This is a genomic window from Mycolicibacter icosiumassiliensis (genome assembly GCF_900078685.2).
In the GTDB taxonomy this organism is placed as follows: Bacteria; Actinomycetota; Actinomycetes; order Mycobacteriales; family Mycobacteriaceae; genus Mycobacterium; species Mycobacterium icosiumassiliensis.
The window spans coordinates 2295611-2320072 of record NZ_LT546166.1; the positions used below are offsets into that span (position 1 = coordinate 2295611).

The 24462-nt window shown below is 66.2% G+C and carries 25 protein-coding genes and 3 pseudogenes; 22 read left to right on the forward strand and 6 right to left on the reverse strand.

Annotated features, from left to right (window positions below):
• Positions 1 to 2 precede the first annotated feature (2 nt).
• From rbfA to BN4346_RS34920, 5 genes are read left to right on the forward strand one after another with little or no spacing between them, the layout of a single operon-like run.
• Positions 3 to 482: a 30S ribosome-binding factor RbfA gene (gene rbfA / locus BN4346_RS34900; protein ID WP_067971989.1), complete on the forward strand. Its 480-nt coding sequence runs from the start codon at positions 3 to 5 to the stop codon at positions 480 to 482.
• Positions 463 to 1455, forward strand: coding sequence for a DHH family phosphoesterase (locus BN4346_RS34905; RefSeq protein ID WP_407695078.1), 993 nt, complete (start codon positions 463 to 465; stop codon positions 1453 to 1455). Before rbfA ends, BN4346_RS34905 begins: the two co-directional genes overlap by 20 nt.
• Positions 1448 to 2764, forward strand: coding sequence for an MATE family efflux transporter (locus BN4346_RS34910; RefSeq protein ID WP_067971996.1), 1317 nt, complete (start codon positions 1448 to 1450; stop codon positions 2762 to 2764). Before BN4346_RS34905 ends, BN4346_RS34910 begins: the two co-directional genes overlap by 8 nt.
• An 11-nt stretch (positions 2765 to 2775) precedes the next feature.
• Positions 2776 to 3336, forward strand: a complete 561-nt coding sequence (locus BN4346_RS34915) for a sugar O-acetyltransferase (RefSeq protein WP_096867689.1) — start codon at positions 2776 to 2778, stop codon at positions 3334 to 3336.
• A 24-nt stretch (positions 3337 to 3360) separates the two neighbouring features.
• On the forward strand, positions 3361 to 3756 hold the full coding sequence (locus BN4346_RS34920) for a hypothetical protein (protein ID WP_067972001.1): 396 nt from the start codon (positions 3361 to 3363) through the stop codon (positions 3754 to 3756).
• 59 nt (positions 3757 to 3815) lie between these two features.
• Here BN4346_RS34920 and BN4346_RS34925 read toward each other — a convergent pair whose 3' ends face one another.
• On the reverse strand, positions 3816 to 4571 hold the full coding sequence (locus tag BN4346_RS34925) for an enoyl-CoA hydratase (RefSeq protein ID WP_067972004.1): 756 nt from the start codon (positions 4569 to 4571) through the stop codon (positions 3816 to 3818).
• Positions 4572 to 4603: 32 nt separating this feature from the next.
• Between BN4346_RS34925 and BN4346_RS34930 the strand changes: the two genes are divergently transcribed.
• On the forward strand, positions 4604 to 5155 hold the full coding sequence (locus BN4346_RS34930) for a DUF1802 family protein (RefSeq protein WP_067972008.1): 552 nt from the start codon (positions 4604 to 4606) through the stop codon (positions 5153 to 5155).
• Positions 5156 to 5179: 24 nt separating this feature from the next.
• Here BN4346_RS34930 and BN4346_RS34935 read toward each other — a convergent pair whose 3' ends face one another.
• The gene (locus BN4346_RS34935; RefSeq protein ID WP_067972010.1) at positions 5180 to 5488 is read right to left on the reverse strand and encodes a hypothetical protein; all 309 of its coding nucleotides are present in this window, start codon (positions 5486 to 5488) and stop codon (positions 5180 to 5182) included.
• A gap of 772 nt (positions 5489 to 6260) precedes the next feature.
• Here BN4346_RS34935 and BN4346_RS34945 point away from each other — a divergent pair.
• A complete protein-coding gene (locus BN4346_RS34945) occupies positions 6261 to 7055 on the forward strand; it encodes a DUF5642 family protein (protein WP_235653626.1) in 795 nt (264 codons plus the stop codon).
• Here BN4346_RS34945 and BN4346_RS34950 read toward each other — a convergent pair.
• Together BN4346_RS34950 and BN4346_RS34955 are read right to left on the reverse strand one after the other, a co-directional pair.
• Entirely contained in the window at positions 7002 to 8651 is a 1650-nt protein-coding gene (locus BN4346_RS34950; protein ID WP_067972016.1) for a CocE/NonD family hydrolase, read from the reverse strand. The two genes, BN4346_RS34945 and BN4346_RS34950, sit on opposite strands and share 54 nt — an antisense overlap.
• Positions 8652 to 8656: 5 nt before the next feature.
• Positions 8657 to 9241 carry a DUF3558 domain-containing protein gene (locus BN4346_RS34955; RefSeq protein WP_067972019.1) on the reverse strand — a complete coding sequence of 195 codons (585 nt, stop codon included), beginning with the start codon at positions 9239 to 9241 and terminating at the stop codon, positions 8657 to 8659.
• A 115-nt stretch (positions 9242 to 9356) separates the two neighbouring features.
• Here BN4346_RS34955 and BN4346_RS34960 point away from each other — a divergent pair, with 115 nt between their 5' ends.
• The 4 genes from BN4346_RS34960 (at position 9357) to BN4346_RS34975 (ending at position 12600) form a co-directional block, all read left to right on the forward strand.
• Positions 9357 to 10322, forward strand: a complete 966-nt coding sequence (locus tag BN4346_RS34960) for a metallophosphoesterase family protein (RefSeq protein ID WP_067972022.1) — start codon at positions 9357 to 9359, stop codon at positions 10320 to 10322.
• A complete protein-coding gene (pptT, locus tag BN4346_RS34965) occupies positions 10319 to 10978 on the forward strand; it encodes a 4'-phosphopantetheinyl transferase PptT (protein ID WP_067972025.1) in 660 nt (219 codons plus the stop codon). The genes BN4346_RS34960 and pptT overlap by 4 nt, the downstream gene beginning before the upstream one ends.
• Complete coding sequence (gene truB / locus BN4346_RS34970) at positions 10975 to 11865, forward strand: tRNA pseudouridine(55) synthase TruB (RefSeq protein WP_067972028.1); 891 nt, start codon at positions 10975 to 10977, stop codon at positions 11863 to 11865. The genes pptT and truB overlap by 4 nt, the downstream gene beginning before the upstream one ends.
• Before the next feature lie 90 nt (positions 11866 to 11955).
• Positions 11956 to 12600 (forward strand): TetR/AcrR family transcriptional regulator, encoded by a 645-nt coding sequence (locus BN4346_RS34975; protein ID WP_067972031.1) that lies wholly within the window; start codon positions 11956 to 11958, stop codon positions 12598 to 12600.
• Between the two features lie 31 nt (positions 12601 to 12631).
• Here the strand turns inward: BN4346_RS34975 and BN4346_RS34980 are convergent, their stop codons facing one another.
• Positions 12632 to 14143, reverse strand: a complete 1512-nt coding sequence (locus BN4346_RS34980) for a PE-PPE domain-containing protein (RefSeq protein ID WP_067972032.1) — start codon at positions 14141 to 14143, stop codon at positions 12632 to 12634.
• Positions 14144 to 14272: 129 nt separating this feature from the next.
• On the opposite strand from BN4346_RS34980, the gene BN4346_RS34985 reads away from it, so the two are divergent.
• The 10 genes and pseudogenes from BN4346_RS34985 to BN4346_RS49915 all read left to right on the forward strand — a co-directional run.
• Complete coding sequence (locus tag BN4346_RS34985; protein WP_067972035.1) at positions 14273 to 15478, forward strand: lipid-transfer protein; 1206 nt, start codon at positions 14273 to 14275, stop codon at positions 15476 to 15478.
• A 27-nt stretch (positions 15479 to 15505) separates the two neighbouring features.
• Positions 15506 to 15946, forward strand: coding sequence for a type II toxin-antitoxin system Rv0910 family toxin (locus tag BN4346_RS34990; protein ID WP_067972039.1), 441 nt, complete (start codon positions 15506 to 15508; stop codon positions 15944 to 15946).
• Between the two features lies 1 nt (position 15947).
• On the forward strand, positions 15948 to 16814 hold the full coding sequence (locus tag BN4346_RS34995; protein ID WP_067972041.1) for a MaoC/PaaZ C-terminal domain-containing protein: 867 nt from the start codon (positions 15948 to 15950) through the stop codon (positions 16812 to 16814).
• A gap of 18 nt (positions 16815 to 16832) precedes the next feature.
• Positions 16833 to 17699 (forward strand): SDR family oxidoreductase, encoded by an 867-nt coding sequence (locus BN4346_RS35000; protein ID WP_067972045.1) that lies wholly within the window; start codon positions 16833 to 16835, stop codon positions 17697 to 17699.
• On the forward strand, positions 17696 to 18949 hold the full coding sequence (locus BN4346_RS35005) for an acyl-CoA dehydrogenase family protein (RefSeq protein WP_067972048.1): 1254 nt from the start codon (positions 17696 to 17698) through the stop codon (positions 18947 to 18949). The genes BN4346_RS35000 and BN4346_RS35005 overlap by 4 nt, the downstream gene beginning before the upstream one ends.
• Before the next feature lie 114 nt (positions 18950 to 19063).
• A complete protein-coding gene (locus tag BN4346_RS35010; protein ID WP_235653627.1) occupies positions 19064 to 19915 on the forward strand; it encodes an alpha/beta hydrolase in 852 nt (283 codons plus the stop codon).
• Positions 19916 to 19922: 7 nt separating this feature from the next.
• Positions 19923 to 21533: an acyl-CoA synthetase gene (locus tag BN4346_RS35015; protein WP_067972055.1), complete on the forward strand. Its 1611-nt coding sequence runs from the start codon at positions 19923 to 19925 to the stop codon at positions 21531 to 21533.
• Positions 21527 to 21604, forward strand: a pseudogene (locus tag BN4346_RS49905) (hypothetical protein); the annotation flags it as partial. The gene BN4346_RS35015 and the pseudogene BN4346_RS49905, both read left to right, overlap by 7 nt.
• A 106-nt stretch (positions 21605 to 21710) precedes the next feature.
• Positions 21711 to 21758 (forward strand): annotated as a pseudogene (locus BN4346_RS49910) (hypothetical protein); the annotation flags it as partial.
• 88 nt (positions 21759 to 21846) lie between these two features.
• A pseudogene (locus tag BN4346_RS49915) lies at positions 21847 to 22372 on the forward strand (CoA transferase); the annotation flags it as partial.
• 92 nt (positions 22373 to 22464) lie between these two features.
• Here the strand turns inward: BN4346_RS49915 and BN4346_RS49010 are convergent.
• A complete protein-coding gene (locus BN4346_RS49010) occupies positions 22465 to 23364 on the reverse strand; it encodes an SDR family NAD(P)-dependent oxidoreductase (RefSeq protein ID WP_067972057.1) in 900 nt (299 codons plus the stop codon).
• 72 nt (positions 23365 to 23436) lie between these two features.
• On the opposite strand from BN4346_RS49010, the gene BN4346_RS35035 reads away from it, so the two are divergent.
• The gene (locus tag BN4346_RS35035) at positions 23437 to 24459 is read left to right on the forward strand and encodes an AraC family transcriptional regulator (protein WP_067972060.1); all 1023 of its coding nucleotides are present in this window, start codon (positions 23437 to 23439) and stop codon (positions 24457 to 24459) included.
• The last annotated feature ends 3 nt before the right edge of the window (positions 24460 to 24462 follow it).

Consider the following 24462-nt stretch of genomic DNA (forward strand, 5'->3'; position numbering starts at 1 on the left):
TCGTGGTCGACGTAGGCCGAGCTCGCCGGCTTGCCAAGCGCATCGGGACCATCGTCGCTTCGGCCATCGAGTTCGAGATCAAGGATCCGCCGTTGGCCTTCGTGACCGTCACGGACACGAAGGTCACGGGGGACTTGCACGACGCCACCGTGTTTTACACGGTGCGCGGGCAAACTCTGCAGGACGAGCCCGACTATGCTGGCGCGGCCGCGGCACTGGAACGTGCGAAGGGAACCCTGCGGACCAAGGTGGGCGCAGGCACCGGTGTGCGGTTCACCCCCACGTTGTCTTTTGTCCTGGACAAGGTGCCGGACACCGCCGCTCACATGGAGGAACTGCTGGCCGCCGCCCGGGCCGCCGACGCCGACCTGGCCCGGATACGAGAGGGCAAGGTACCGGTCGGGGACCCCAATCCGTATCGCGAGGCACCCGGGCAAGAGGGTGCCGACCACAGCGGTGACGGTGAGCAGTCGGCCGACTGACCCGCTGCCCACGGGCCGGCGCGTCAACGCCGCCGAAGCTGTGGAACTGCTGGCGGGCGCGAGCACGCTGGCGGTGATCTGTCATGTGAATCCCGACGCCGACACCATCGGTGCGGGGCTGGCGCTGGCGTCGGTCCTGCGACGGCGCGGCAAGGCGGTCGAAGTCAGTTTCGCCCGGCCTGAGGCGTTGCCGCAGTCACTGCGGTCGTTGCCGGGCGGCGACCTGCTGGTCGGTGCCGATGTGATGCGTCGCGACGTCGATCTGGTGGTGACAGTCGACGTCTCGAGCGCGGATCGGCTGGGGGAGCTGGGGCAGTTGGCTGACGGACGCGAGCTGCTGGTGATCGACCATCACGCGTCGAATCAGTTGTTCGGCACCGCCAACTTCGTTGACGCGACAGCGGATTCGACCACGATGATGGTGGCGCAGCTGATCGACGCCTGGGGCGAACCGATCGATGCGGACGTGGCGCACTGTCTGTATGCGGGGCTGGCCACCGACACCGGGTCGTTTCGGTGGGCCAGTGCCCGCGCGCACCGGCTGGCAGCGCGGTTGGTGGACGCCGGAGTCGACAACGCAGCGGTCAGCCGGGCCGTGATGGACTCCCACCCGTTCGGCTGGCTGACCATGCTGTCGCGGGTGCTGGCGGGCGCGCGGTTGCTTCCCGACGCGGTGGGCGGGCGCGGGCTGGTCTATGCGGTGGTCGACCATGCCGAATGGACCGCGGCGCGGCCCGAGGAGGCGGAGAGCATCGTCGACATCGTGCGTACCACCGCGCAGGCCGAGGTGGCGACGGTGTTCAAGGAGACCGCTCCGGGATGTTGGGCGGTGTCGATGCGCGCCAAGTCGGCGGTGGACCTGAGCGCCGTGGCTGTGACATTCGGCGGCGGCGGGCACCGGCTGGCCGCCGGGTACACCGGAACCGGCACGGCGCAGGACGTGGTCGCCGCGCTGGTCGCCCGCCTTGGCTGACCAGCCCGGCGCCGGGGCAAAGCGAATCGCTGCGCTGGCTCTGCCGGCCTTGGTGGTATTGGCCGCCGAACCGCTGTATCTGCTGTTCGACACCGCGGTCGTGGGTCGGATCGGCGCCCTGGGCCTGGCCGGCCTGGCGATCGGCGGGCTGATCCTGAGTCTGGTCGCCTCGCAGGCCACCTTCTTGTCGTACGGAACGACGGCGCGATCGTCGCGGCACTTCGGTGCCGGCGATCGCTCCGCCGCGGTCGCCGAGGGGGTGCAGGCCACCTGGCTGGCCCTTGGCCTGGGCGTGCTGGTCGTGCTGGTGGTGCAGGCCGTGGCAGAGCCGCTGGTCTCGATCGTCGCCGGGCGTGACAGCATCGCGCAAGCTGCCCTGCCTTGGCTGCGGATCGCCATTTTTGGCGCTCCGGCGATCCTGGTGTCGCTGGCCGGAAACGGCTGGCTGCGCGGTGTGCAGGACACGTCGCGGCCCCCGCGCTATGTGGTTGCCGGCTTTGCGCTTTCGGCACTGCTGTGCCCGCTGCTGGTGTTCGGGGCGTTGGGCATGCCGCGCTGGGGCCTGGCTGGATCGGCGGTGGCCAACTGCGCGGGCCAGTGGCTTGCTGCGTTGTTGTTCCTGCGTGCCCTGCGCTCTGAACCGGTGTCATGCAGGCTCGACGGTGCCGTGCTGAGGGCGCAACTGGTCATGGGACGCGATCTCATCGCACGCTCGCTGGCATTTCAGGCCAGCTTCGTCTCGGCCGCCGCGGTCGCGGCACGATTCGGGGCCGCAGCGTTGGCCGCCCACCAGATCGTGTTGCAGCTGTTCAACTTCCTGGCGTTGGCCCTTGATTCGCTGGCGATCGCCGCGCAGGCGTTGGTGGGTGCGGCGTTGGGTGCATCCAACGTCCGACATGCCAAGTCGGTGGCCGTCCGGGTCACGGTGTTCTCGGTGGCCGCTGCCACCGTACTGGCCGGGGGACTGGCACTGGGTGCGCGCCAGCTGCCGGGGCTGTTCACCAACGATGGTGCGGTGCTGGCCGCTATCAGGGTGCCGTGGTGGTTTCTGGTGGCCCAATTACCCATCGCCGGAATTGTTTTCGCCCTCGATGGGGTGTTGCTGGGCGCCGGTGACACGGCCTTCATGCGTACCGCCACGGTGATCAGCGCGCTGGTCGGCTTCCTGCCGCTGGTGTGGTTGTCATTGGCCTTCGGCTGGGGGCTTGCCGGAATATGGTCGGGACTGACCGTGTCGCTGGTGTTGCGGTTGCTGTTCGTCGGGTGGCGGGCGCTTTCCGGGCGCTGGCTGCGGGCCGGACGGCCGTAGGATCGGCTGGCGTGAGCGGTCAACGAGAGCGGATGCTGCGCGGGTCGCCGTATCGGCCCGACGACCCGGACTTGGTCGCCGGCCGGCTGGCGTGCCAGCGCTTGGTCGCGGCGTTCAACGCCACCGGTCCGGACGAGGGGTCGCGCCGCCGCGAGCTGCTGGTCGAGATGCTCGGATCTTTCGGGGAAAACTCGGTGATCGAACCTCGATTCTGTTGTGACTACGGGATGTACACCCGGATCGGCGCCAACTGCTTCGTCAACTACGACGCGGTCTTTCTGGACTGTGCGCCCATCACCATCGGGGACGACGTGTCCATCGGACCTCGCGCCCAACTGCTGACGGCGTTGCACCCCGTCGATGACATCGAGGCACGGCGGGAGGGTTGGGAGTCGGCCGCTCCGATTACCCTGGGCGACAACGTGTGGCTGGCGGCGGGAGTCATCGTGTGCCCTGGCGTGTCGATCGGAGCGGACACGGTCGTGGGGGCCGGCAGCGTGGTGACCCGGGATCTGCCGGCCGGCGTGCTCGCGGCCGGAAATCCGTGCCGGATTCTTCGGCCGATCGGCTAACCGAAGCTGCCGACGTCGGCTTCGATGGGGCGGCAGGTCACCATCCCACGCGCCAGCCGTGCTCCAGCACACCGGTGGCCGTTCTATTTGTCCGAGCTGCTCGGCACCGCGCACGCTCAGGAGACCGTCACCCAGCTGTTGGGCCTGACCACCACGGAGTTCGTCATCGATAGCGTGACGCCCGGTGATGGCGACGCCGCGGACCTGCCGGCATTGGGTTCGGTGTACAGCGTGCTGAACCTCGGCGGTGGTTTCGCCAACGTCTACTCCGCCATCCCCGGTCTGGACGGCGCCGACAGCACCGTCACCGACACGCTCGTGACTCCGTTCGGCGAAGTCGACCTGAGCGGGTTGTTCGGTGGCTTCGATGCCTCGGCGTTGATGGACCCGGGCGCCGCGTTCCAGGGGCTCGACTTCTAGAAATTCGCCTCGACGGACCCGGCCTGGGCGGTGCGCAAGCGCCGTCCGGGCCGGGTTTGTCATTGCACCTGGGCGCGGCCTCGCTCCAGTACGGCCGCGCGGTTGGCGGCGACGTCGGCGCCGGTCACGGTGTTTAGCCATTGCTTGGCCGCCATCGCCTCCATCCACAGTCCGGTGGCGGTCTGCGACTCGTCGATGCGGTGATAGGAGGCCAGTAGCGCACGAACCGCAGCCTGATTGTTGCCGACGATCGAGGCAGCCACCCGGCGTGCCGCGGGCAGCAGCTCGGCGTGTTGCACCACTTCGGTGACCAGCCCGGCCCGCAGCGCGTCGACAGCCGACAGGTACTCGCCGGTCAGACTCATCCGGCGGGCCAAGCCCACTCCGACCTTCTGGGGGAGTCGGACACTGAGTCCCCAGGATGGCAGCAACCCGACGCGGGCGTGGGTGTCGGCAAAGCGGGCCTGCTCCGAGGCGATCAGGACGTCGCAGTACAGCGCCAACTCGAGCCCGCCGGTGACGGCCGCACCGTTGATGGCGCCGATCACCGGCTTGGTCATCGGTGGCCACTGCGGGCAAAGGTCTGTCAGGGCAGTGGATTCGCCGAACTCCTTGAGGTCCAGACCGGCGCAGAACACCGGATCGGCGCCGGTCAGGATCAGCACGTCGACGCCCGTGTCGGCGTCAGCTTCGGCCAGCGCACCGAAGATGGCCGCACGCAGCGCGCCGGACAGCGCATTGCGGGCCTGCGGGCGGTTGAGAGTCAGGGTGCGGATGCGGTCCTGCGTCTGGACCAGCAGAATGTCGTCGCTCACCGGTTCACCGTAGCCCGGCTACGCTGAGCGGAATGCACGGTATGGCGTTGAAGGAGTGGAGCGCTGTCATTGCCGCCTTGCTGGCCGGCCGGCAACGAATCCTGCTGCGTAAAGGCGGCATTCACGAGAAGCGCTTCGATGTCAGCGCTGAGGAGTTCCTGCTGTTTCCGACATCGGTACACAGCCATGCCGAGCGGGTCCGTCCCGAACACCGCGACCTGCTCGGGCCGGCGGCCGCCGATTCCACCGCTGAGCAGGTGCTGGTACGAGCAGCAGCGAAAGTTGTGGCAGCGCTGCCCGTGCAGCGGCCCGACGCACTGGAGGACATCGCGGACTTGCACATCTGGACCGCTGAATCAGTGCGCGCCGATCGGCTGGATTTCCGACCCAAGCATCGGCTGACGGCACTGGTGATCCAGGTGTTCCCGCTGTCGACGCCGGTGCAGCTGCCGCGCAGCCCCGGCTATGCCGGTTGTGCCAGCTGGGTGCAGCTACCGATCGCCAACCCGGAGCTGGGTGCCCCGGTGTTCACCCCGCAACAGCTCGAGACGGTGACCGCCCGGGTCCGCAACACCGTCGGCTGAAGGGCTCGTGGGGTCAGATCTGGGCTATCGACGGGACCGCAGGGTCCGAATGATCTGCGCCGAGAGCTCTGGGTCGGCGAGCAGTTGGTCGATCAGCGCCGTCATGACTTCCTGCCCGGTGATGCGAGCGCATCCCACGCGGTCGGCGGCGTCACGTTGCCAGAGGTCGAGCCCGCGATGTTGGGCCGGCGACAGATCGACGGTGCGACGGGTTCGGGTTTGACGCAGCGGAATCGGCTCAGTCGGCTTCATCCCCGTCTCGCGAGCCGGCGCCCAGCCGGTGGCCGGGGCGCCGAAACTGCGGTTATTGAGGGAATCGCTGGCAGCGCTCATTCTGTGGACCTTCGGTTGCGGTGGAACCTCACCCTGGTACTCACGCCAGCGTAGCCCGTCAACCCTCGCGACAGGCATCGGTCGTGGCCTGCCGTCCGGAGGTAACGAACTCGGTGGGCCTTTACTCCTACTTCGGCGATGGCGTCGCGGCGCTGGGTGATATCAATTATCGGAGCCAATATTTATATAGTATTAAAGAAATGTTAGATACGGTTGATCGGTCATTATTGCATTAAATACGGACGTCCGTGAGTCAGTGGATCAGTAGATCAGTAGATGGCATCTGAACTGCATATATATCCGACTTCGGCATGGTTGCGGCGCGCCAGAGATGAAATCTCGGAAACGCAAAAAAATTGTCAATCTGACCGTTGTCGGGCGGCCTTCGCCGGTGCTACTCTCCGAATATCAAGATAATTTCGGGAATCTTGACGAGGGAGGAAATCATGTTGATTTCACGCAATTCGTGCCGACGTGTAGCCGCCGGAGCGATCAGTGCTGGCACAGTGGCCGGCGCGCTGTTGGTCGGGACGGCCGGGCCGGCGCAGGCTTCCCCGGGGGAGATGGTTGCACAACCGCCCGCCACGGTCCAGGTGGCCGGGAACTTGGCCGGTGCCCCGGCCGCGTTCGGGAATCGCGTCGGTATCGATCGCGCACCGGCGGATACCGTGTTCGCCACCAACTGGCACTCCGCGCCCATGCCCCAGTGGTGGGGCCGGCATCATCACTGGGGTCGGCATCACCACTGGTGGCGTCATCACCATCACCGCCTGTGGCATCGCTGGTGGTGGTGGTGGTGATCGAGATGTCGGCCAAGCCACGTCTTGACCGCGGTCGGCGGCACGCCGCCAGGCACGGGCTGGTATTGCTGGCCGCACTCGGCGCTGGGGTAACCCTCGCCGGGTGCGGCACCAGCACCGAAGTCACCCCGGCGGGGCCGGCTGCGTCCCAGCCGCCCGCCGCCGAGCCGAGTCCGGCGTCGAGCCCGCCGCCGGCGCCGTACGACATCTCGCGAGTGGACGCCGTCTCCGGCGACTTTCCGCAGGGCTTCGCGCCGCAGGCGCACCCGGCGAAGACGCTGGGGCAGGCCGATATCGACGGCTCCGCGGTCGCCGCGTTCACGAGCGCCCAGGTTGACCCGCCGCAGTGCCGCTCGGTGGTCATCCCGCCCTATGCCGATCCAACCGTCGGCACCGAAGCGGCCGGCGTGATCGGGCAGGGGGATCAGGGCAACATGTACGTCGTCGCACTGAGATCGCCCAATCCCGTCGCGACTGTGCCGGATCCGGCGGGCTGTGATCGGATCTCGCTGTCCGGCTCGTCGGAGGCGACCGGAACGGTGGAACGCATTCCGGCACCTGCCATCGACGGTGTCACCACGACCGGGGTGAAGCTGAGCGTCTCGGACCCCGAGGAGGATCCCGACTATCTGTATACGGCGGCGCTCGACGACCGTACGTCGGTCGTCGTGATGGGCAGCGCGGACGAGCAGTTGGATCCGCAGCGGCTGATGTCAGACCTGCTGGTCAAGGCCGTCTCGGCGGTCCGCGGGCAGCAGCAGCCGTGAGCCGGAAAGCCGCACGGTGTGCGTAGCCGGGCGCTGAGCGACGCCGTTGATCGCGGGCTCGTCGGTGCCCAGGTTGCGTGCGTACCGGGGATGGCAGCCGCCGGCGATCAGCAGCCGGATACGTGACCCGGTCGCGAATCGGTGGGCGATCTCGTCCAGGTCGATCCGGACCTTCCCGGAGGCCTGTTTCAGCCGGCGGTAGCCGTCGCTGACGTTGCGTGAGCGTCCGCGGGCGTCGACCTCGCTGACCCTGACGAACACGTCGACGTGCGGGTTATCGCTGGAATGCGCCAGCTCGACCACCGGGCTGCCGAAGACATAGACATCCTCGGTTAGGGGCTCCCCGGTGAAAGTCAGCACGTCGGCGCGGCGAGCCAGCGCATCGTCGCGCTGATAGCCGCCGCCCGCGGCCAGCAGCCGTCCACCCACCGTCGGTGTCGGATCGGCAGGGTTGTAGCCGAAGCTGGCCGTGTCAGTGGCACCCGCGGGCACCGGGGTGTCGGCCAACCGCCCGTCGGGTTGGAGCCACCAGCTCTGGTCGGCCGCCTCAGGGGCCCAATCCGGAAACTCACGCCAGCCCCCGCCGCCGGTGACATACACCCGAACCGGGCTGGTTCGCGCCGGCTGGTCGCCGCCGGCCAGGTGCGTGTCGAGCCAAGCCAGGGATTCGGCCGTGACGGTGCGTAATCCTTTGGTCAACATCTGGGAGTGCGTCCAGGGTCCGACAGTCAGCGCCACCTCTGTTCCCCGGTCCCGCAAGGTCCTGAACTCGGTCAGCGTCTGGTCCAGGAACAGGTCTTGCCAGCCGCTGAGCAGCAGCACCGGAACCTGGGTTCGTTCCAGGGCCACCGGGTAGCGCAACCGGTCCCAGAACGGGTCATCGGGATCGGAGTGCTCGACCCAGGATTCGTACCACGGAGAGCCGCCGCCCAGCAGCGCCCGGCCAGCCGCCCCCAGCGGCAACGCGGCAGTGGCGCGCCTGACTTTGCGCAGGGCGGTCAGCTGCGCCCACCCGGCCCGGATCCGTGGACGAACCTCCTGGTGGGCCATCATGTGGCTCCAGCCCAAGAAGTCGCTCAGTGAAAACGCCCCGACACCCCACGTCGACTGATACAGATCGTGCATTCCGACGGTGATGACGGCGGCTTTCAATTCCGGCGGTGGGTCGGCCAGCAACGCCCACTGGGTGAAGCCCAGATACGACAAGCCGATGGTGCCGAAGGACCCGGTGAACCACGGCTGGATGCGAAGCCAGGCCACGGTGTCGGCGCCGTCGGCAGCCTCGTTGACCATTGGCTCGAACACGCCGCCGGAGCCGAAGGTGCCGCGAACGCTCTGCAGAATCACCCGGTACCCGCGGGCGGCGTACATCCGGGCGAACACCAGCGAGAACGGGAATTTGCGGCCGTAGGGGCAGCGCACCAGCAGAGTGCCGGCCACCTCGCCGGTCGGCTGATAGTGGTCGGCACGCAGCTGGACCCCGTCGCGCATCGGGATGTGCTCCCGGCGCACGGTGTAGCCGGTGGACGGCGGCGGCAGTCGCCGCAGCGTCCGGTTGACGATGACGTCGGTGAGACGAGGTGACGTGCTGGCCACGCAGTTCAGTACTTGTAGTGCGGAGACAGCTGCTGGGCACGCATCAGGTTCTCGGTGGGGCAGTCCACATCCGGGTTGGAATACACCGGCGAGTAGTACAGCGACTGCTGGATCACCCCGTAGCTGGTCTTGAACGCCACCATGCAGGAGAACCACCACCGGTTGTTCCACTCGGTGGGCTTCATCACCCAGTACTGCGCCGCCCGGTGCCCGTTGATGTCCATCTCGATCGCGTCGGCCGGAATGGATTCGTCGTAGCTGCGCCACACGAACGTCTCGACCGCCATCTGGTAGTTGCCGGCGTCGAATTCGCAGCGCACGCCCTCGACCGGCTTGGGCGGCGTGAACGCCAGCCCCAACTGCGCGATGACGTCGTAGGGGATGTCGTCGCAGGCGTCGAACGGACGCGGGTTGGTGATGTTGACCGCTTTGCTCGACGTAGTCGGCGGAGCCAGCGGAATGGCGGTGGAGCGCAGCTGCACCCCGGATCCGCTGGCGACGTCGTTACTCGGGGGTGTCTGTTGCCAGACCATCACGATGGCCATCGCCAGCGCCCCCAATGCGGTGACCAGTCGCAGTTTGGTGAGCATGACACTCCTCGCTTCCGCCCGGTGTTCTGCCGGGAGTGTACAAGTTGTGGCGTCGGCCACTGGCCGGAAGGCGAGAACACGTTCTAATTTTGTCCACCTACTAGGCTCGAACCTCGTGACCACCCACGATCGCAGGGCCGCTGACGGCCCCACCCTGTGGGCGATCTCTGATCTGCACACCGGCCACCTGGGCAATAAGCCGATCACCGAGGCGCTGCACCCGGTCACCGGTGACGACTGGTTGATCGTCGCCGGTGACGTCGCGGAGCGCACCGACGAGATCCGCTGGGCGCTGGATCTGCTGCGCAAGCGGTTCGCGAAGGTGATCTGGGTGCCCGGCAACCACGAGCTGTGGACCACCAACAAAGACCCGATGCAGATCTTCGGCCGCTCGCGCTACGACTACCTGGTCGACATGTGCGACCAGATGGGCGTGATCACCCCCGAGCACCCCTTCCCGGTCTGGACCGAGCAGGGTGGCCCGGCCACCATCGCGGGAATGTTCCTGCTCTACGACTACACGTTCTTGCCGGCCGGAGCGACGAGCAAAGCCGAAGGTCTGGCCATCGCGCGGCAGAACAACGTGGTGGCCACCGACGAGTTCCTGCTGTCACCGGAGCCCTACGGCACCCGCGACGCATGGTGCCGCGACCGGGTGGCGGTGACCCGCAAGCGTCTGGAAGATCTCGACTGGATGACCCCGACCGTGCTGGTCAACCATTTCCCGATGGTGCGCCAGCCCTGCGACGCACTGTTTTATCCGGAGTTCTCGCTGTGGTGCGGCACCGTCGAGACCGCAGACTGGCACACGCGCTACAACGCGACGTGTTCGGTCTACGGCCACCTGCACATCCCGCGCACCACGTACTACGACGGCGTGCGCTTCGAAGAGGTATCAGTGGGCTATCCGCGGGAATGGCGCCGACGCCAGCCACACCGGTGGCTGCGCCAGATACTGCCCGAGCCGCATTACCCGCCCGGTTACCTCAACGAGTTCGGCGGCCACTTCGCCATCACCGACGAGATGCGCGAGGCCAGTGCGAAGTTCGCCGAACGCCTGCGCCAACGGCAGGCGCGATGAGCAAGTTGCTGGACAGGGTGCTCGAAGGAGCACCTGCGGGTTCGATGGCTTGGGCTGAACGCTACGACGATCCGCCCGGGCTGGCTCCGCTACCTGAGGAAGAGCCGCTGGTTGCCCGTTCGGTTGCCAAGCGCCGCAACGAATTCGTCACCGCGCGCTACTGTGCCCGGCTGGCGTTAGAAGAGCTGGGCCAACCGCCGGTCCCGATCCTCAAGGGGGAGAAGGGCGAGCCTGCGTGGCCCGACGGCGTTGTCGGCAGCCTGACGCACTGCGCGGGCTTCCGCGGCGCGGTGGTAGGTCGCAGCACCGATGTGCGATCAGTGGGGATCGACGCCGAACCACACGACGTGCTGCCCGACGGCGTGCTGAAAGCGGTCACCCTGCCCGCCGAGCGCGTCGAGCTGGCGGCGCTGCCGCAAGACCGGCACTGGGACCGAATCCTGTTCTGCGCCAAAGAGGCCACCTACAAGGCGTGGTTCCCGCTGACCAGGCGGTGGCTGGGGTTCGAGGACGCCCACATCACTTTCGACCTAGACGGAAGCTTCCTCTCTCGCATCTTGATCGACCCCGCGGCGCTGTCCGGCCCTCCGCTAACGGAGCTGCGCGGACGGTGGTCGGTGGCCGGCGGCCTGGTGCTGACGGCGATCGTGCTGTGAGCACGCCCCCGCCGGCCGGTCTGGTGATCGTCGACAAGCCCGCCGGAATCACCAGCCACGATGTCGTTTCGCGGTGCCGCAGGTTCTTCGGGACTCGCAAGGTCGGCCACGCCGGCACCTTGGATCCGATGGCCACCGGGGTGCTGGTGGTCGGCATCGAACGGGCTACCAAGATTCTGGGATTGCTAACCACCTCGCAGAAGTCCTACGCCGCCACCATTCGGTTGGGGCAGACCACCTCGACCGAGGACGCCGAAGGCGAAGTGCTGACGACGACTTCGGCGGCGCACCTCACCGATGACCAGATCGCCGCGGCGATCGCCGGACTGCGCGGTGACATCGCGCAGGTGCCCTCGGCGGTCAGCGCCATCAAGGTCGCCGGCAAGCGGTCCTATCAGTTGGCCCGGGAGGGTCATGCGGTCGAGCTGCCCGCCCGGCCGGTGCGGATCGAGCGTTTCGAGCTGCTGGCGGTACGGCGCCAAGAGGCGTTCGTCGACCTGGACGTCGAGGTGGATTGTTCGGCAGGAACCTACATCCGGGCATTGGCCCGCGACGTGGGCAACGAGCTGGGGGTGGGCGGACACCTGACCGCGTTGCGGCGTACCCGAGCCGGCCACTTCGGGCTGGATCAGGCTCGCACCCTCGACCAGCTGGCGGAGAGTCCACAACTGAGCTACAGCCTGGACGATGCCTGCCTGCAGACCTTTCCACGGCGGGAGCTCACGGTCGACGAGGCACTCGACGTCAGCCACGGCCGGCCGTTAGCGCCGGCGGGCATCGACGGGATCTACGCGGCAACGGATGTCGACGGCCGGGTGATGGCGCTACTGGAAGATTCGGGGAAGCGGACCACGTCGGTGGTCGTCATCCGGCCGGCGACGCTATAAGTTGCATGCCAACAAGAACGTACGTAAACGCATCCCGGTGAAGTTATGCTGACGCGCGAGTTGCGGTTGGGAACTGGTGGAGGTGGCGGGATGGCTGCGAGCGGTAGTGCACCTGCGGTGCGGCGCACCCAGGCAGAGCGCAGTGCCGCGATGCGAACCCGCCTGCTCGACGCCACCATCGAATGCTTGGTGAGCTACGGCTACTCCGGCACCACGACACCGCGCATCGCCGAACTGGCCGGCGTCACCCGGGGCGCCCAGATCCATCATTTCCGGTCGAAAGAAGACCTCGTCGTCGCCGCTGTCGAGCACCTGGCCCAGCAGCGCACTCAGGCCGCCATTCGGGAACTCGGTCAGGTCCGGTCGATTCCGGACCCGGTGGCAACCGCCCTTGACTTCCTCTGGGAGGCCCACCAGGGACCGATGTTCATTGCGACCGTGGAACTCTGGGTCGCCGCCCGCACCGACCGGGTCCTCGCGCAGCACATCGAACGGGTGGAAGCCGTCGTCAACGGGACGTTGGTCGCTGCGATCGCGCAGCTGATGCCCGGGCATCCGGCGCAGAAGGAGATTCGCAACGTCGTCTACACCGCGATGGACGCGCTGCGCGGCATTCTGGTGTCGAACTTCGTCGACGACGATCCGCAGCGCGCCCGGCGGCGCTGGGATCGCGCCTGCGGGCATCTGCGCCAGATTGCGGCCGACACGATCCCCGAGGCGCTATCGGAGCATTGAGCCGAAGCGCCGGAAGCGTTGCCGGATTGAGTTACGGTGCCGTGAAGAGCCCCGTGAGGGCGTCAACGGTGAATGTGGTCGTATTCAAGATGTTTAAGCCAACAAGGCCGAGTCCCATCGAGATCAGCGCCGCGTCGGCAGCGAGTGGGTTACCGATCGCGTCGATAAGGTTGCCGGCTTCGAGGGCGTCCATGAACAGTTGAGCGTTGTAGAGCGGCACACTGGTCAACAACGTCAGTAGTAGATCTGCGGTGGGAAGCAGGGCTGCGTAGTTGGTCGCGATTACCGAGGTGACGGTATTGACGACATGAGTGAGCTCAGATACGAAATCGCTGGGGCCAGAGGGCATCGAAGGTAGATCTGCCGTAACCAGTGTCGCCGGGTCCGGCATGGACAGCGATCCGAGATCGCTCACAAACTGCTGGAATCCTTGCTCGGCTCCACGCGCCAGGTCATCGAGGACCGTGAGTAAGTCAACGTTCGGGAACAGTCCGACCGGGGTGGGCACGTCGGCGTAGGTGGTCGGAGCAAATGGATCGTCATAGCCCAAGTCGACAATGACTTTTAGGGCCGGCTGGACCAGATCCGCCAACGGGTCACCGAGAATGGGGATCGACCGCAGGGGTTCCAGCAGCGGCAGATTCTCCGTCGGGATCATGTAGTAGGTGGTGGCACCGTCGTATCCGGGCGATGTCGCCAATTGTGTGGCGTCAGCGATTTGTTCGGGCGTGAGAGAGGGATACATGCCGTGTCCGTACAAGACGCCCATGAGTGCGTTGAGGACCGCCGGCAGATTGAGCGGGTATTTCGGGAAGTCGGCGTAGCCGTCGTACTGGATCGTGTAGATATCGGTCGAGTAGGGGGTGTCGGACGGTGTAGCGCCGCTCAATGTCGCACCGATGCTCGGGGCGGTGAAACCGACGAGGCGCTCGAAGAACCCGCCGTTGGGATTGCTGGGGTCACCGATCAGCACGAAGTGCAGGTCGTCGGGCCTCGGTTGCTCCTCGGTCGGCAGTGCGGCAAGTTTTTGCATTTCCAGACTGGCGATCACGGCGCTCTGCGAGTAGCCCAGGACGACGAGGCGGTTCCCCTCGCCAACCTGCTGCATGATCGTGTCATGGAGGATCTGCACGCCTTGGTTTAGCGACTGGTCGAGAGTCAAGCTCTTGGTGCCGGTCAGCGGGTACAAATTCTCGGGAGTGAACAGGCCTTGTGCCTGGTCCGCGGTGAACTCCGGGAAGTTGGATGTGATGTATTTGGTGGTGACATCGGCGATGTAGTCGGGGCTTGGGTTTGGTACCTGAATTCCGGTGCCGCCCATGACTAATGCGGTGTCGTCGGCAAGCAGCCATGCTGGCGCCGTTGAACTTTTCATCCCGGGCGCGGGGGAGTAAGCGATCGCCGAGGCCGTCGCCATCAGAGCAGCTGCGGCGATCGGCCAGGGCGCAGCGCTCCACGAGCCGAAGTTGCGACCTGCCATGGCGACCTCCGCGGAGTCGACGTAAGCGCGTTCAGCGATGAACGATGAGGCGATGCTCAGCATGCCCTTAGCTATCCCTCAAGTCCATACGGTCCGCCATCTGCCAGGATTAGTCAAGATACAATCCAGCCTGTATGTTTTTGGGTGACGGAACTGGGCGCGGCCCAGGGGTAGTAACACGACAGGAGCGTGATGGCGAACAAGGTGTATGTGATCGGCGTCGGGATGACGAAGTTCGAGAAGCCGGGCCGGCGACTGAACGACGACGGATCGGCGTGGGACTACCCGGACATGGCCCGGGAATCCGGTACCAAGGCGCTGGCCGATGCCGGGATCGACTACCGCGAGGTGCAGCAGGGCTACGTCGGCTACGTCTATGGCGAGTCCACCTCCGGGCAGCGGGCACTGTACGAATTGGGACTGACCGGGATCCCGGTCGTCAACGTCAACAACAACTGTTCGACGGGCTCGACCGCGCTATACCTTGCCGCCCAGGCGATTCGGGGCGGGCTGGCCGACTGTACCATCGCGCTGGGCTTCGAGAAGATGAAGCCCGGCTCGCTGGAGTCCACCTACGATGACCGCGCCCAGCCGATGGAAAAGCATGTGCTCGCCCTCGCCGAGATCTCTGAGGTGCTGTTCCCGGTGGCGCCGTGGATGTTCGGCGCTGCCGGCCGCGAACACATCAAGCAACACGGCTCCACCGCCGAGCATTTCGCCAAGATCGGCTACAAGAACCACAAGCATTCGGTCAACAACCCCTACGCCCAGTTCCAGGACGAATACACCCTCGAGGACATCCTCGGCTCGCGAATGATCTACGACCCGCTGACCAAGCTGCAGTGCTCGCCGACCTCGGACGGCTCCGGGGCGGCGATCCTGGCCAGCGAGGCGTTCGTCGACAGGCACGGGCTGGCCGGGCGGGCCGTCGAAATCGTTGGACAAGCGATGACCACCGACTTCGGCTCGACCTTCGACGGCTCCGCCAAGAACCTGATCGGCTACGACATGAATGTGCAAGCCGCGCAACGTGTCTACCAGCAGTCCGGCCTGGGTCCGGAAGACTTCCAGGTGATCGAGCTGCACGACTGCTTCTCGGCCAACGAGCTGCTGCTCTACGAAGCCCTGGGACTGTGCGCCGAGGGCGACGCGCCCAGGCTGATCGACGACGGCGACACCACCTACGGCGGGCGCTGGGTGGTCAACCCGTCCGGCGGCCTGATCTCCAAGGGACATCCGCTGGGGGCCACCGGGTTGGCGCAGTGCTCCGAACTGACCTGGCAGCTCCGCGGTGACGCCGACAAGCGTCAGGTGCCGGGTGTCACCGCCGCTCTGCAACACAACATCGGGCTCGGCGGCGCCGCCGTGGTCACCGCCTACCAGCGCGCCGAGCGCTAAACCACCGCTAACCAAGGAGAACACATCATGGGACACATCGAAGCCACCAAAAGCCTTGCCGTCAGCCCGAATGCACTGTGGGACACCATCAGCGATCTGTCCAGCTGGGACAAGTGGTTCACCATCCACGAGAAGTGGCTCACCGAGCCGCCGGCCGCGCTGGCGCCGGGGTCGACGTTGACGGCCAAGATCGTCATGCTCGGGATGGCGAACAAGATCGAATGGACCGTCGAGAAGGTCGATGCCCCCACCAGCCTGACGCTCTCGGGTACCGGCATGGCGGGCGTGAAGTGCCGCTTCGACTTCACAGTCACGCCCGACGGTGACGGCTCCCAATTCAGCGTGGCCGGCGACTTCGAGGGCGCGCTGATCAAGGGCGCGCTGGGCAAGGCGGTGGAGAAGGACGGCGCCAAGCAACTCGACAAGACCCTCGCCCAGCTCGAGGCGCTGGCCTCCACGGCGGCCTGAGGTGAGCGACAATCTGGCATTCGACGATGCCGGGCTGGACAAGTGGAGCGACGAGGACCGCTTCGAAGTCACCCGCGAGCGAATCGTCGAGTACGCCGAAGCGACCAACGACCCGATCGCCGCGCACCGCAGCGGCGACCTCGCACCGCCGGTATTTGCCATCGTGCCGGTGTTCGAGTCACTGCTGGTTCCCGCTGTCGAGGTGGCACCGGTCGAACTGATCCCGCGCGTCGTGCACGGCGAGCAGGACTTCTGGTTCCACCGGCCGATCCGCCCGGGGGACAAGCTGGTGTCCCGCGGCAAGATGATCGGCTACGAGGGGCTGGAGAAGGGCACCCGGGCAGCGATTCTGCTCGAATGTCGTACCGAGGAAGGCGAGCTCGTCAACGAGCAATACGTGACGTGTTTCTTCCGCGGACACAACGCCGGCAAGAAGATCGGGGAGTTGAGCCCCGAGCACAAGTTCGATGACGTGCTGCGCGAGCAGGCGTCGGTGGCCAAGGTCATCCAGCACATCGACCACGACCAGACGTTCCGCTACGGGCCGGCCGCGGGTGACCCGATGCCGATCCACCTGGACGAGGAGGTCGCCCGTGACGCCGGACTGCCAGGGATCATCGCCCACGGCCTGTGCACCATGGCTTTCGCCTCGTGGGCGGTGCTGACCGAAGTCGGCGGTTCGGATGTGAACCGGCTCAAGCGACTTGCGGTGCGGTTCTCCAAGATGGTGTTGCCCGGCGATGACCTGGAGACCCGGATCTGGACCAGCGGTCGCGGCGACGGGGCCACGACGTACGCATTCGAGACCGCGCGCGTAGGCGCCGGCGAAATGGCGATCACCGACGGCTTGGCCGTCATCGCCGACTGAGACAACAAGGAGTCATACATGGGTGCATTGGAAGGCCGGGTCGCGGTGATCACCGGCGCCGGACGCGGTATTGGGCGCGAACACGCCCTACTCTTCGCGGCCGAAGGTGCCGCCGTGGTGGTCAACGACCTGGGTGGAAGCAACGCCGGCGAGGGCTCCGACACCACCACCGCGCAGCAGGTGGTCGACGAGATCGTGGCGGCCGGCGGGCGTGCGGTGGCCAACACCGACAGCGTCTCCGACTGGAACGCCGCGAAAAATCTTGTCCAGCAGGCTATCGACGAGTTCGGCCGGCTGGACGTGCTGGTCAACAACGCCGGAATCCTGCGGGACGCGTTCATCCCCGGCATGGAGGAGTCGCAGTGGGACGCGGTGATCAACGTGCACCTCAAGGGACACTTCGCGATGCTGCACCATGCCGCGGCCTACTGGAAGGCACAGAGCAAGGGCGGGGATCAGCCCAACGCGGCGGTGATCAACACTGCGTCGGGTTCCGGGGTGACGCTGCCCAATGCGGGTCAGGCGAACTACGGAGCGGCTAAGGCCGGGATCGCCGCACTGACCCTGATCGCCGCCGAGGAGTTGGACCGCTACGGAGTACGGGTCAACGCGATCGCCCCGATCGCCCGCACTCGACTCACCCTGGCGACCCCCGGCATGGGCGCACTGATGGCCGAACCGGAGGACGGGGAGGTCGACCTGTTCAGCCCGGCCAACATCTCGCCGCTGGTGGCCTACCTGGCCAGCGAAAAATGCACGGTCACCGGCACCGTCTACGCGGTGCAGGGCGGCGCCATCTCCCGACTGGCCGGCTGGCATGACACCGAGACCATCGAGACCGACGGTCTTTGGTACATCGACGACATCGCTGCGAGGTTGCCATGATCGAATGGTCCGACACCGACGAACTCATCCGGCAAAGCGTTCGGGAATTCATCGATCGGGAGGTTCGGCCGAACCTCGACGCATTGGAGAGCGGTGAACTGCCGCCGTACCCGATCCTGCGGAAGCTGTTCGCGGACTTCGGCATCGACGTGCTGGCCGCAGAAGCCATCAAGAGTCGACTGGAAAAGGCGCACGCGAAGCAGAACGCCGAAACCGGGGCCGTGCCGGCCGCATCATCGTCGGGCGGCGGCCTGGGCGATTTGGGTGCACAGGCCTCGATGGGGCTGATCCTGGTCAGCGAACTCGCCGGGGTCAGCTTGGGATTGGTCGCCGCGGTCGGTGTCAGTCTCGGACTGGGAGCCGCCACGATCATGTCGCGCGGCACCCTGGCGCAGCAGGAGCGCTGGTTGCCGGAGCTGGTCACCCTGGAAAAGATCGCCGCGTGGGCCATCACCGAGCCGGATGCGGGCTCCGATGCGTTCGGCGGGATGAAGACGTATGTCCGGCGTGACGGCGACGACTACATCCTCAACGGACAGAAGACGTTCATCACCAACGGTCCCTACGCCGACACCCTCATCGTGTACGCCAAGCTGGATGAACAGGACGGCGCGGATCCGCGCACCCGCAAGGTGCTCACCTTCGTCCTCGACGCCGGCATGCCCGGCCTGACCCAGGGCAAGCCGTTCAAGAAGATGGGCATGCACTCCTCGCCGACCGGTGAGTTGTTCTTCGACGACGTGCGACTGGGGCGCGACCGGCTACTGGGCGAAACCGAAGAGCACACCGGCGGCGACGGGCGCGACAGTGCCCGAGCCAACTTCGTCGCCGAACGTGTCGGGGTTGCCGCGCTGGCGCTCGGGATCATCAACGAGTGCCATCGCCTCTGCGTCGACTACGCCAAGAACCGCACCCTGTGGGGCCAGAACATCGGCCAGTTCCAGCTGATCCAACTCAAGCTGGCCAAGATGGAGGTGGCCCGAATCAACGTGCAGAACATGGTGTTCCAGACGCTGGAGAAAGCCAAGCACGGCAAGATCCCGACGCTGGCCGAGGCGTCGGCGATCAAGCTGTACTCCTCGGAGGCGGCCACCGACGTCGCGATGGAGGCGGTGCAACTGTTCGGCGGCAACGGCTACATGACCGAGTACCGGGTCGAACAGCTGGCCCGGGATGCCAAATCGCTGATGATTTACGCCGGCAGCAACGAGGTTCAGGTCACCCACATCGCCAAGGGCCTGCTGGCTTAGATGAGAGTTACTACCCCACTCACGGCGACCGCGATAGTCGATCGACTAACCGCTAACTCGCCCGCACGGGTTACCATCGGTGCCGCCATCCGGCTGGTAGTAGCCAACCCGCGGTTGATCACGCTGATGCGGCCGATCATCAACAAAGCGATCGTCCGCTTCGCCCCGGTTGTGGCCGGCGCCACGGTCGAACCCGTCGAGGCACCGCTGGAAGGTGAGTGGGTCCGTGCGCCTGCGGTCCGGGACAGCTCGGGCATCGTGCTGGTCCTACACGGCAGCGGGTATCTGATCTGCTCACCGCGCACGCATCGCGGGTTTGCGTCGTACCTGTCCCAGTTCTCCGGGTTGCCGGCTCTGGTCATCGGCTACCCACTGGCGCCCGAGCGGACGTTTCCCGCCGCCGAAGATGCGGCGCTGGCCGCCTATCGGTGGCTGCTGGCTCGGGGCTACGACCCGCGGAAGGTGGTGATTGCCGGTGATTCGGCCGGTGGACACCTCGCGGTTGCGGTGGCCCTGCGGGCGAAGGCCGAGGGATTGCCGATGCCGGCTGCTCTGGCTTTGTGGGGACCGCTGATCGATCCGTCCTACCGGGCGCCAATCGCCGATCGTCGGGTGCGTCGTCAGCCCTTCGACCCCCGGGCCGCCGCCCGCGCCCTGGCGCTTTATGTGGGCGATTCGGATATCGAGGATCCGCGGCTGTGTCTGCTGAACGCAGGACTAGCTGGCCTACCGCCTATTCAACTGCACTACGGCACAAGGGAAGTCATGCGTGCCGATGCGGAAATGTTCGCGGCGCGGGTGACCGCATCGGGAGGCCACTGCGAGCAGCTGGTGTGGCCCGGACTCGCGCACGCCTATTGGATGGATCCGCGAAACCGGGACGGCAGCTCAGACAGCTTGAGGATCGCCGGTGAATTTCTTCGTGCCGCAGTGGCCCAACCCTACCGACCCATGGTGAAGGAGTGAAAACGTCATGACCCAGCTCTTGCGGCGAATCCGCGACGCCGCGGCAGCGGCCATCGTCCTGCAACGTCGAGGTCTGGTCGACGTGCGCCGGCCCGATGAAGCTGTCCGCGCGTCGTTGGGGATCCGTAGATACGGGTCATTCGGTGGTCTGGTTGGGCATGCCGCGGCCCGATTCGGCAGAGCACCCGCCCTCACCGACGAGGCCGGCACCGTGAGCTTCCGTGACCTCGAACGTACGTCGAATTCTCTGGCTCGAGGTCTGGCTGCCAACGGAATTGGTGCGGGCTCGGTGGTCGGCGTCCTCGAGCGCAACCACCGCGGACTGCTGTTGGCGTTGGCGGCCGCGGGCAAAGTAGGCGCCCGAGTAGTCCTGCTCAACACCGGATTTGCCGCTCCGCAGCTGGCCGAGGTGTGCGCCCGGGAGAACGTCTCGGCGGTCGTCGCCGATGACGAGTTCAGCGCACTACTCGATGCGCTGCCGACGGATATTCAACGCATCGTCGGCTGGACAGACGCCCCAACACCGCATCGGACGCTCGAGTCGCTCGCCGACGGTCACTCTACGGGGCCGTTGCCTGCGCCGCATAGCGTCGGCGGCATGGTGTTGTTGACCAGCGGCACCACCGGGACTCCGAAGGGAGCGCCGCGAAACAAGGTGAATCCACTGCAATCCGCTCAGCTGCTCGACCGCATCCCGTGGCCGGCTGGTGGCACCTACTGCGTGGCGGCGCCGATGTTCCACGCCACTGGTCTGGCAACCTGCTCGCTGGGTCTCGTCCTAGGCAACCGCGTTGTGTTGGCGCGCCGATTCAAGCCCGAGGCCGTGCTGGTGTCGATCGAGCGCTACCGGGCCACCACGCTGATTCTGGTACCCACCATGCTGCAACGCATCCTGGACTTGGGCCCAGATGTGCTGGCTCGCTATGACACTTCGTCACTACGGGTGGTGTTCGCGGCGGGATCGGCGCTTTCTTCAGATTTGTGTCGTCGCACCGCCGACGCCTTCGGTGATGTGTTGTACAACCTGTACGGGTCCACCGAAGTGGCGGTCGCGGCCGTGGCGACGCCGAGCGAATTGCGCCGGGCGCCGGGCACTGTAGGTCGTCCGCCGGTCGGTTGTACCCTGGCAGCCTATGACGATCAGCGCCGAAAGATCACCGAACCTGGTTGCACCGGAACCTTTTTCGTCTCTAGCGGGCTGAGTTTCTCCGGCTACACCGACGGCGGGCACAAAGAGTCCGTGGATGGACTGCTGTCGTCGGGCGACATCGGTCACTTCAACGAGGAAGGTCTGTGGTTTGTCGACGGCCGCGACGACGACATGATCGTCTCGGGCGGGGAGAATGTCTTTCCGCTGGAGGTCGAGAACCTGCTGGCCGACCGCGCCGATGTGCGGCAGGCAGCCGTCATCGGCGTCGACGATTCCGAATTCGGAAAACGTCTGCGTGCCTTCGTCGTACCGGGTCCGGCGAGCAAGCGGGATGCCGATGAGATCAGGGCTTACGTGAAAGCCAATCTGGCCCGCCACAAGGTGCCTCGTGACGTGGTGTTCGTCGAGGAGTTGCCCCACAACGCGACCGGCAAGCTCCTGCGTAAGCAGTTGGAGGACAAATGCTGAAGCAAGGCCCGCTGACGGGCGTCCGGGTCATCGAACTCGCCGGGCTGGCGCCGGTGCCGTTTGTCGGGATGATGCTAGCCGACCCGGGCGCCGATGTGGTGCGGATCGACAGCAGCACCCGCTATTCGGCTCCGGCGGGGCCGTTAGACCGCGGGAAATCCTGCGTCGATGTGAACTTTGAAGGAGCCCGCCGGACGCCAGCTTCTGCTCGAGCTGGTAGCCAAAGCCGATGTCTTCGTTGAAGGTTCCCGCCCCGGGGTGACCCGAGCGTCTCGGGATCGGGCCGGACGAACTTCTCGGTCTCAACCCGAGGGTGATCTACGGCCGGCTGACCGGCTGGGGCCAGGACGGCCCGTTGGCGCCCCGGGTCGGCCACGATATCAACTACATCGGCCTGGCCGGGGTACTCGACATCGTCGGACGGGAAGGTGGGAGCCCGGTACCGCCGGCCAACCTGGTTGGCGATTTCGCCGGTGGGGGAATGCGGAATTCTGGCCGCACTGTTCGAGCGGGAACACTCGGGTGCTGGTCAGGTAATCGACGCGGCGATGATCGACGGCGCCAGCCTGCTGATGACCTTCATTCACGGCCTTTACGACGCGCAAGTCTGGAATCCAGAGCGTGGCACCAACATGGTCGACGGTGGCGCCGCCTACTACGACACCTACCAGACCGCGGACGGCAAGTATCTGGCAGTCGGCGCGGTGGAGCCGGAGTTCTTTGCGGCACTGACCACGGTATTGGAACTCGACGACGTCGATATCGACTTTCAGTTGGATCGTGCCTCGTGGCCGCAGTGGCGGAAAGTCCTCGGCGAGAAGTTTCGGGAGAAGACCCGCGACGAATGGGAGGCGATCTTCGCCGATGCGGACGCCTGCGTATCGCCGGTGCTGACACCGTGGGAGGGTCCGACCATGACACCCATTTTCAATCAGATCGGCCCGGTTGCAACTTCCTGCGAGCGGGATTCCTGGCGTCCCACCCGGTTCGCCTGCCGGATCGCCGCGCGCAACCCGGCGCTGCGGGCCAGCAGCGGCTCGGCGAGTGCGATGGTCGTTCGCAAGGCCAGCAGCACCGGGAGATAGCGGGGCGCGGAAACCCACCGGGCGCGGGCCTTGATGCCGGCCACGATGGCCCGGGCGGCCTCTTCGACCGGCGCGGGTTCCCGAAACCACTTGGGCAGGGGCGCGAGAACCGCTTCCAGTCCACTTCCACCGAGCAGGTCGTTTCGCACCATCCCGGTATCGATCAGGCCGAAGTAGGCGACGCCGGCGGTGGCACCGGTATCGGTGAGTTCCATGCGCAGGGAGCGGCCCAGCGCCTCGGCGCCCGCTTTGCTCACGCCATAGGCCGCGATGGTCGGAGTGGGAATGGCTGCCGCCGCCGAGGCGATCACGAGCACGTAGCCGTGTCGTTGGACCACCGATGGCAGCGCGGCGCGGACCGTGCGCGCCGCCCCCAGGACGTTCACCTCGATCACCTGCTCGAACGCGTCAGCGCCCATGGCAGCGAATGTCGCTACCGGCCCGACGATTCCGGCGTTGGCCACCACCACGTCGATGCCGCCGAAATGGTTGAGGATGAGCGACATCGTACGGTCCACGGCAGCGGCGTCACAGACATCGGCGACGAACGCGGCTGCCGGCTCGCCCAGCGATGCCGCAACGCGCTGAACCGACACGTCGTCGCGGTCGATGAGTGCCACTCGGGCGCCCTCGGCGACCAGCTGCCGGGCGGTGGCCTCACCGATACCTGCTGCAGCGCCGGTGATCACGACCACCTTGCCGGTGAGATTCCCGCGGCGCGTGAGGCTCAGACGTCCACATTTCATCGCTCAATCCTATGAACCGGCTACGCTGCCCGGAATGCGTGAACCGGACATGGATTTGATAGCTTCGGACGCATGACCAGTGCTACGGCGAACTGGGATTTTCCGCGGTCCGGGGTCGCGAGTCGTCAACTGCTCGACACCGCCGAAGCCCACGGCATCGAGGCCGCAACGATTCTGGCGGGGACGGGTCTTACTGTGGCGCAGCTGGCCGACCCTGCTGCCGAGGTTCAGGCCCACCAAGAGCTGGCGATCGTGCGCAACCTGCTTCGCCACGTCGACGATCCGACGGGCCTGGGGATCGAAACCGGACAGCGATACAGCCTGGCCAGCACCGGAATTCTCGGGTACGCGTTTCTCACCAGCCCCACTGTCCGGGACGCCGTCACTATCGCGCGCCGATTCGCTACCTTGAGCTCGATTTTCCTGGACGTCTCCATATCGGAATCCGAAGCGGAACTGGCCATAGTGTTTGATGCCAGCCAGATCCCGCCTGACGTACGCCGGTTTCTGTTGGAGCGCGACCTGGCGGCCATCGCACGTGTCGCTCCGTTTCTGGTCGGTGTGAAGAACTCTGCTGCGCAGGTGAAGCTCGAACTGCAGGAAGCTGATTTCCCGGTCGAACTGCTGGCGGCCACCGGACTCTCGTTTGTCGCCGAGGATGGCGCCCCGCGCACCGCGATCACCATCCCTCGTGAGCTGCTGAACCAGCCGATGGCTGCGGCGGACCGGGAAACTGCGGCGATCTGCGTCGCCCAATGCGAGGAGCTACTCGAACGACGCCGTCACCGTAGCGGATTTTCCGCACAGCTACGGGCCCGCCTGCTCCAGGATCCGGCGCAGATCCCGTCGATGGCCGCTATTGCCCGCGAGTTTGCGGTGACCGAAAGGACGGTGCATCGGCGGCTCGCTGCGGAGGGCAGCACCTTTCGTGCGTTGGTGGACGAGGTCCGCGAAGCCCTTGCCGTCGAATTGTTAGGCAATGGACTCACAGTCGAAGAGGTAGCCCGTCGACTGGGTTACTCCGAGACCGCGGCGTTCAGCCATGCGTTCACGCGGTGGCGGGGGCATCCGCCGAGTCGACTGCACCGCCGATAGCTC